Origin of the sequence: Bartonella jaculi (assembly GCF_039543045.1) — a bacterium.
In the GTDB taxonomy this organism is placed as follows: Bacteria; Pseudomonadota; Alphaproteobacteria; order Rhizobiales; family Rhizobiaceae; genus Bartonella; species Bartonella jaculi.
Map to the genome: position 1 here is coordinate 1 of NZ_BAABIZ010000044.1, position 6724 is coordinate 6724.

Consider the following 6724-nt stretch of genomic DNA (forward strand, 5'->3'; position numbering starts at 1 on the left):
CCTTCCGGAGAGCTATGCGGACGATGATTCAAACACCAAACAGAATTCGGTAAAATATCCCCCGCTTGATAGCCCGACAAAGAATGACCATCAATCGTTCCAACATCCGCACAGAGGGTATGAAACCCACCTATCTTAACAGAATTATTCGCTGTATAACCATCAGGATAAGTAGAGTTTTCCGATAAAACAAGTTTATGCGATTTGCCTGTATCATACACCAAATAAATGTAATAATCCTTACCAGACGAGAATGAAGAAGGAACGGTAATTTCTTCATCACTCCTGTAACTTGCAATATAGATATCATTTTCTAAAGCAAAAGAAATATGTGTGCCTTGTTTTAATCTTATCTGTTTCTTTCCTGACGCAACAAGAAACGGAGTGTTAACTGAAATAGCGCTTAAGTTTAAATGTTTTATAAAATCGTTAAAACCAGAAGAACTGCTCTGGACTGTCAAAGCAACTTGTTGTGCTTCTTGGGCTGCCTTTTTTGCCTCTCTTGCTTCATTTTCTGCTTGCAAAGCTGCTGTTTGTGCTAAGCCTACTGTTGTCTTTGCTTCTGCACATGCAACTTTCACTGTTTCTTCCGTTGCCTTCACTGCATCGGAGGCTTGTTGCGCTTGCTCCGCTATTTGTTTGACTTCCGTCGCTAAAGTCTTTGTCTGAGAGCTATGAGACGAAATAATAGCACGATTGGCTTTAGCAATAATTTGCGCTTCACTGGCTGCTTTCTGCGCTTCTTCTGCTCCTTGCTTGGCTTCGTTGGCTTTATCACTCGCTTCATGTGCCAGTGTCTCCGCCTTTCCGGCTATTTTTTTCGCCTCTTCTCCTGCTATTTGAGCCAAGCTTGTTGTGGCTTTGATACTATCAACTGCCTGCTTGACATCTACAACTTTACTATGAGCGCTATTAGCTACGGTTTCCGCTGTTTTCGCCGTATTTCGCGCTTGTTCGGCATCATGTTTTGCAGAAGATGCTGCATCCTTTAGGGTTTGAACCGCATCCTTCAACTCACTCGTCTCTGTCTGTGCTACTCCTGCTGCTGTTTTTGCCTCTTCTGCTGCACGTTGAGCTGACTCTGCTATAAGCTTCGCATTCTTAGCTGTTTCATTGGCTTTGCCTACTTCATCCTTTGCTTCATACGCTCGTGATTCTGCTTTTTCTGCTGTTGTTTTCGCCTCTTCACCTGCCAGTTGCGCTTCACTGGCTGTAGCCTTAGCGCTATCCGCTACTTCCTTCGCATCGTTGGCTTTATTCCGTGCTTCATAAGCTACGCTTTCTGCATTTTCTGCCTTACTCCGTGCTTGCTCCGCATCACGTTCTGCAAACCCCGCTGTCTGTTTGGCTTCATCCGCTATCGTTGCTACTGATGCTGCTTTTCTCTGCGCTCCTTCGGCTACCTTCTTCGCCTCTGCCGCTAACGATTTCGCTGCTTCGGCTGTGTTCTTGGCTGCTTCAGTTATGCTCTTAACCGCTTCATCATTCGCATGCACCGCTTGCCTATCCAAAACAACTGCCCGTTCTGCGGCAGCTTTCGCTTCATTGGCTACTCTCGTCGCTTCTGATGCCGCATCTTGTGCCGATTGAGCTGTCGTTTTTGCCCCTTCTGATACGCTTTTTGCTTCTTCAGCTATGCTCTTGGCTTCACTCGACTGCGTCAAAGCTTCCGATGCCCTTTGGCTCGCATCATCTCCTGTTTGTTTGGCTGTATTGGCTGTAGAGACTGCACTTTCCACAACACTCTTTACGCCATCAACCTCTTGCTTGGCTTCTTCTGAAGCATTCTTGGATTCTTGCGCAAGTGTCTTTGCCTCCTCAGATGCCCTTTTGGCTTCACCTGCACTTACCTTCGCATTATCGGCTGTCTGTTTCGCAGCCAACGCTGTTTGCTTGGCGTCTTCACAAACACTCTTCGACTGTTCTGAAAGAAGCTTAGCTTCTTCAGACTTCTCCTTCCCTTCTCTTGCCTCTGATAGCGCCGTAGTTGCTGTTTCCTTTGCTGTATTCGCTGCTGTTACTGCTGTTGCTGAAATCTCTTTGGCTTCTTTGGAAAACGTTACCGCTGTAGCTGCTTGGCTCTTTACCTCTTCTGCCTCACTTTTCGCTTCACCTGCTAACCTGCTAGCCGCTGCTACATCTTGTTGCGCCTGATCAGCCGTTGCTGTCGCTGTAGAAGCTACCTTCTTGGCTTCTTCTGAAGCATTCTTGGCTGCTTGCGAAACAACACCCGCATCCTCTGCTTTATTTTTTGCTTCATCGGCTGTCGCCTTCGCACTATCCGCTAATTGCTTCGCATTATTCGCTACCGTTTCTGCCAAAGTCGCTGTCGCCTTAACCTCTTCAACCGTTTGCTTCGATTCTAGAGCTTTCGTCTTGGCTTCAGTCGCAAGGTTTTCTAATGTTAAGACCTTGTTTTGTGCTCCTTCTGCCGTCCTTTTCGCTGTCTCAACTGTATTCTTAACATGATCAACCGATTGCTTGAGATCATTGGCTACTGATAGAGCTCTAGACGCTGTTTCTTGCGCTTCACTGGCTTTAGAAGACGCACTCTCTGCTGTGCTTTTGGCTTCCTTCGCTGTGTTCAGGGATTGCGTACTGCTCGCTGCCGCTGCCTCTGCTGTACTCTTGGCAGCTTCGCTCATCACCTTTGTCGCATCCGCTAGTGACTTCGCATCAACTGCTGTTTGTTGCGCCTCTCCTGCTATTGTCTTTGCTTCTTCAGCTGTTGTCTTCGCTACACCTGCATCTGTGACCGCTCTTTCCGCTAAGCCTTTTGCTTCAGTAGAAACACTAACTGCATTTTCAGAAGACTGCTTGGCTTCTGTTGAAAACGAGACGGCTTTATCTGCTGCTATCTTGCCGGTTTCTGCTATTTGCTTCGCTTCTTCAGATGTACTCTTAGCTTCATTGGCTAAACTCTCTGCACTCGCCGATTGGCTTTTGCATTCTCCTGATACCCTTTGCGCTTCTTCAGCCGCTTTCTTCGCTGCATTCGCTTCTGTGACCGCTCGACCTGCCGTTTCATTCGCACTATTAGACGCTGTCACCGCTTCCTCTGCTCTGCTTTTCGCGTCCCCTCCTTCCTTCAAAGCGTCATCAGCTGCCTTCTTCGCTGCATTCGCCGTTTCTTCCGCTGTAGATACTCGCGTTAAAGCTTGCCCTACCGTTGCAGCCGTTCCATTCGATAAGTCCTTCGCATCATTCGCTAATCTTTGCGCATCATCCGCTGTCTGTTTGGCTGTCGTGGATAATACCAAGGCGCGTTCGGAAGTTTGTTGCGCATGTACGCCCTGTTCCGCCGTCGCAAAAACCTCATAAGCATAAAGAGAGGCGGTTCCTAACAATTTCGGAACAACAACTGTATCTTCAGATGCACCATCTATGATCTCTTCTTTGGTTGCTACTGGTAGTGAATATTCATGCGTATGATGCGGTATCCCCATCTCTTTCTCCCTATATCCATTCAGAGTATTTCATCTAATGAACACTCTTTCAGTTCTTCTAGCTCTCTACTTAAATCTTTTAACCGTTCTTCTAACTTTTCTATCGAACCATCAAATTCTGGCTTCAAAGACGCCTTGATCAAATCAACAAGCCCATTAAGCGGCGCATGGATAAAACGGTCTCCCGAATACAAAACGACCCGTATTTGGGACGGGTCGCTCATTTCTGATATCGCAAAGGGTTTCGATAACATTGCATTGCCTCCTCAGGTCTTAATCCCATAAACAATACTCACATTGATCGGGCGCGTTTCAATACCTCCAAAACTATCCGTCATGAGTATATGATCATGAATGCCTAGATCTTCTCCTGCCCGTTTGGGAATCAGGTGTGGACGTAAACCTCTTTCATGGTGAATAAAAAACCGATGAGCGGTATGGGCTTCTCTTTCAAAAGACGGGGCGGTTTCTTCTGGTGGTGTCTGCACTTCGTTATCAAAGGCTTTATTGCACCTCTCCAAGGCATCTCCCGTTAAGCCTATACATTCCTCATCTCCAATGATTTCATAATCCAAACTAGGAGGCGGTGAAGGAGACGTCTCCTGAGAACCTCCATAACAATCAGGATTCTCGTAGCCATGCTGAGTAGGACTAAAACAACGCTTAGAATATTTTGTAATTAAAGAATGAGGTGCTGGAGCACCTTCCAAACGCTCTGTTATACACTCATAAACCTTATCCAAAGTCCCGTAACTATCAAAACAGCCTCCTACGGCACGTTCTTGCTTTCTTCTCGTTTCGGGATCAGAGGAGAGATCACGCTTGCGTCTCGAAGAACTGCTTACCGGTTCAACATACCCAATGCTGTGTTCATGATCTCTCAAAGAACTCTGTTGCGTGCTTGCAAAACTTCGATCACGATCAACAACACCTAAATAATCAAAGCCACGCAAAAACATCCCCCGTAAATCTGGAACATTAAACGTCGTTTCATCACCACCCTGACCCCACATCGTTCCTATCGTTGCAAAAAGATCACGATAAAGACTCCGTGAATAAGAACGACCATCACACAACAACCAACCTTCAGGCAATCTTTCCATGGCAAACGCCCCTATAAAACCAGTAGGCAAGCACTTAAAAGAACGCTCTTGTCTTATCGTGGAATTAAGAAGCTGCCAGCCTGAGATCTCTTCATCATACACAAGCGTATAGATGCATCCCTTGTGAATTTCATCTCCTACAAGCGGGACAAGACCGGTTGCCGTCGCCTTGTAAACTGCTTTTCTTGGTAACGCATTCAGTGAAACCGTTGTTGCTCCTACATTCCAGCCACTCGACTTAAAACGCAAAACTATACCATTCTTATAAGTCGAAAAATCATACCGATTTTGTAAAGTTATGACCGTCTCTAAGTGTTCCCAATTAACAAAAACAGTGCCTTTAATCGCTCCTCCCGTATCCGATATATACTCTCTCATACGCTGCATCATTCCACGCGCACTATCGTTCACTGTATGAGGCGCCTGTCCCTCTGACCAATTAATCAAATCATCAGCGCCTGCATTTTCTGATGCCCTCAATGACCAATCATAAATGCCTGACATCCTTGCCTCATGTTTTTATCGCAAAAACAACCGATACATTGATCGGGCGCGTTTCGCTCTCTCTAGCCCTTGACAAAACAAGATCTTGGCTATGCGGCTGCTCAAGAGGAACTGCCAAAATATCATAGGTTTGAATATCTTCTTTTCTTACGCCAGATACGGCACTCACTCTCGATTTCTGCTCATCATCAAGCGCATGCCCCCATAAAGTTGTTGCATCTCCATGCCAATAATGTTCCTCATCCTCAGCCATTTGAGAAACGGATATCCTATGACCTTCATGCTTATGGGCTTGAATGGAATCCTGTTGTACACTCGCAAAACTACGTCCTGTATCAACATTGCGTCCACCATCAAAGCCGCGTAAAAACATCCCACGTAAATCTGGTATATTAAACGTTCTAAAACCATCGCCACTCCCCCATGTCGTCCCTATCGCCGCAAACAAATCACTATAAATATTCCGCGAATAAGCACTTCCATCACATAATAGCCAACCACTAGGGATTGCTTGCATAGCAAACGTCCCAATAAAGCCTGCTGGATAAAGAGCGCTTGCCAAGCCTCGTTGCGATAGTGTGGAGGTGGGATTAAGAAGCTGCCAACCTGAGATCTCTTCATCATACACAAGCGTATAGATGCATCCGCTTTGAATCTCTTCTCCTTCTAACAAAATCGGAACCCCCGTTTCTGATGCCTTGTAAACCGGTTTCGTTGAGAGACCATTGAGAGATACCGTGGTTGCTCCTACATTCTTGCCCTTGGCTTTAAACCGCACAATGATACCATTCTTGTAATCCAAAAATTGCGATTTCGTTTGAAGCGTAATTGCTGTCGTTTGTTGGCTGTGATTAACCGTAACAATGCCTTCAAGAGCTCCTCCTGTATCGGATAAATACTCTCTCACACGTTGCATCATCACACGCGCACTGTTATTTATCGTGCTAGGGCGCTGCCCCTCTGACCAATCAATCAAATCATCGGCGCGCGTGTTATCAGACGCCCTCAGCGACCAATCATATATCGTTGACATGTCTTGTGAATCCTAAATCTTGTAAAACGGTCCGTAAAATGCCCGCATGAATTGCGTCATCAAAGGATTATTATCTTCTTCATGCTCTTCTTCTGAAGGCTCTTCCTGTGACGCTAATAACGCCCGTAAAACCTCCAGCAAGTTTGCTCTCTCGCCAATGCCCCCTCGTGCAATAGGACTTGCTCTATAAGGTTGCTGTCCACCATACATTTGGAAAACACGATTAACAAAATCACCCGCGCGCATTGCATTATTGCCTGCATTCAAACCAACCGCATTGCTCCCAACCAATTGCGCTGCATTGGCATGGGGATTTTGCAAAAGGCGCGCTGCTCCCCCTGCTCCCTGTTGATGTGCTAAATACAGTTCCGCATCTGTAGGTGCCCTTCCCAACACACGGCTTAAATGGTTGCGATTATCAAGCGTCAACCGCCCCATGGCATCGGCTGCTTGCATGGGGTCAAAACGGTCTTGCAAACCATATTGTTTCGCCGTGCTGTCTATAAACTGATATAACCCACCCGCAGAAGAACGTGGATTCCTTGCGTTCGGATTGCCTCCACTCTCCACTTGCGCAACACGATACAAATAGCTTTCGGGTAAACCATAACGCGCTGCTGTTTGGCGTATCGCTTGAT

Annotated in this window: 5 protein-coding genes; all 5 read right to left on the reverse strand. The window is 46.4% G+C overall.

All coding sequences use genetic code 11. From position 1 onward, the window contains the following. The coding region (locus ABD915_RS08605) for a phage major tropism determinant (RefSeq protein ID WP_345117398.1) at positions 1–3446 on the reverse strand (3446 nt) is incomplete at its 3' end. 20 nt (positions 3447–3466) lie between these two features. Further along, entirely contained in the window at positions 3467–3700 is a 234-nt protein-coding gene (locus ABD915_RS08610; protein ID WP_345117400.1) for a hypothetical protein, read from the reverse strand. A 12-nt stretch (positions 3701–3712) separates the two neighbouring features. After that, on the reverse strand, positions 3713–5053 hold the full coding sequence (locus tag ABD915_RS08615; protein ID WP_345117402.1) for a phage tail protein: 1341 nt from the start codon (positions 5051–5053) through the stop codon (positions 3713–3715). A 7-nt stretch (positions 5054–5060) separates the two neighbouring features. After that, the gene (locus ABD915_RS08620) at positions 5061–6086 is read right to left on the reverse strand and encodes a phage tail protein (RefSeq protein ID WP_345117404.1); all 1026 of its coding nucleotides are present in this window, start codon (positions 6084–6086) and stop codon (positions 5061–5063) included. Positions 6087–6098: 12 nt separating this feature from the next. Then, positions 6099–6724 (reverse strand): transglycosylase SLT domain-containing protein (locus ABD915_RS08625; protein ID WP_345117407.1); only part of this gene is annotated, 626 nt, incomplete at its 5' end.

Coding starts and splice junctions, on each gene's coding strand:
- ABD915_RS08620 (WP_345117404.1), bottom strand. CDS start 6,086: ATGTCAACGATATATGATTGGTCGCTGAGGGCGTCTGATAACACGCGC.
- ABD915_RS08610 (WP_345117400.1), bottom strand. CDS start 3,700: ATGTTATCGAAACCCTTTGCGATATCAGAAATGAGCGACCCGTCCCAA.
- ABD915_RS08615 (WP_345117402.1), bottom strand. CDS start 5,053: ATGTCAGGCATTTATGATTGGTCATTGAGGGCATCAGAAAATGCAGGC.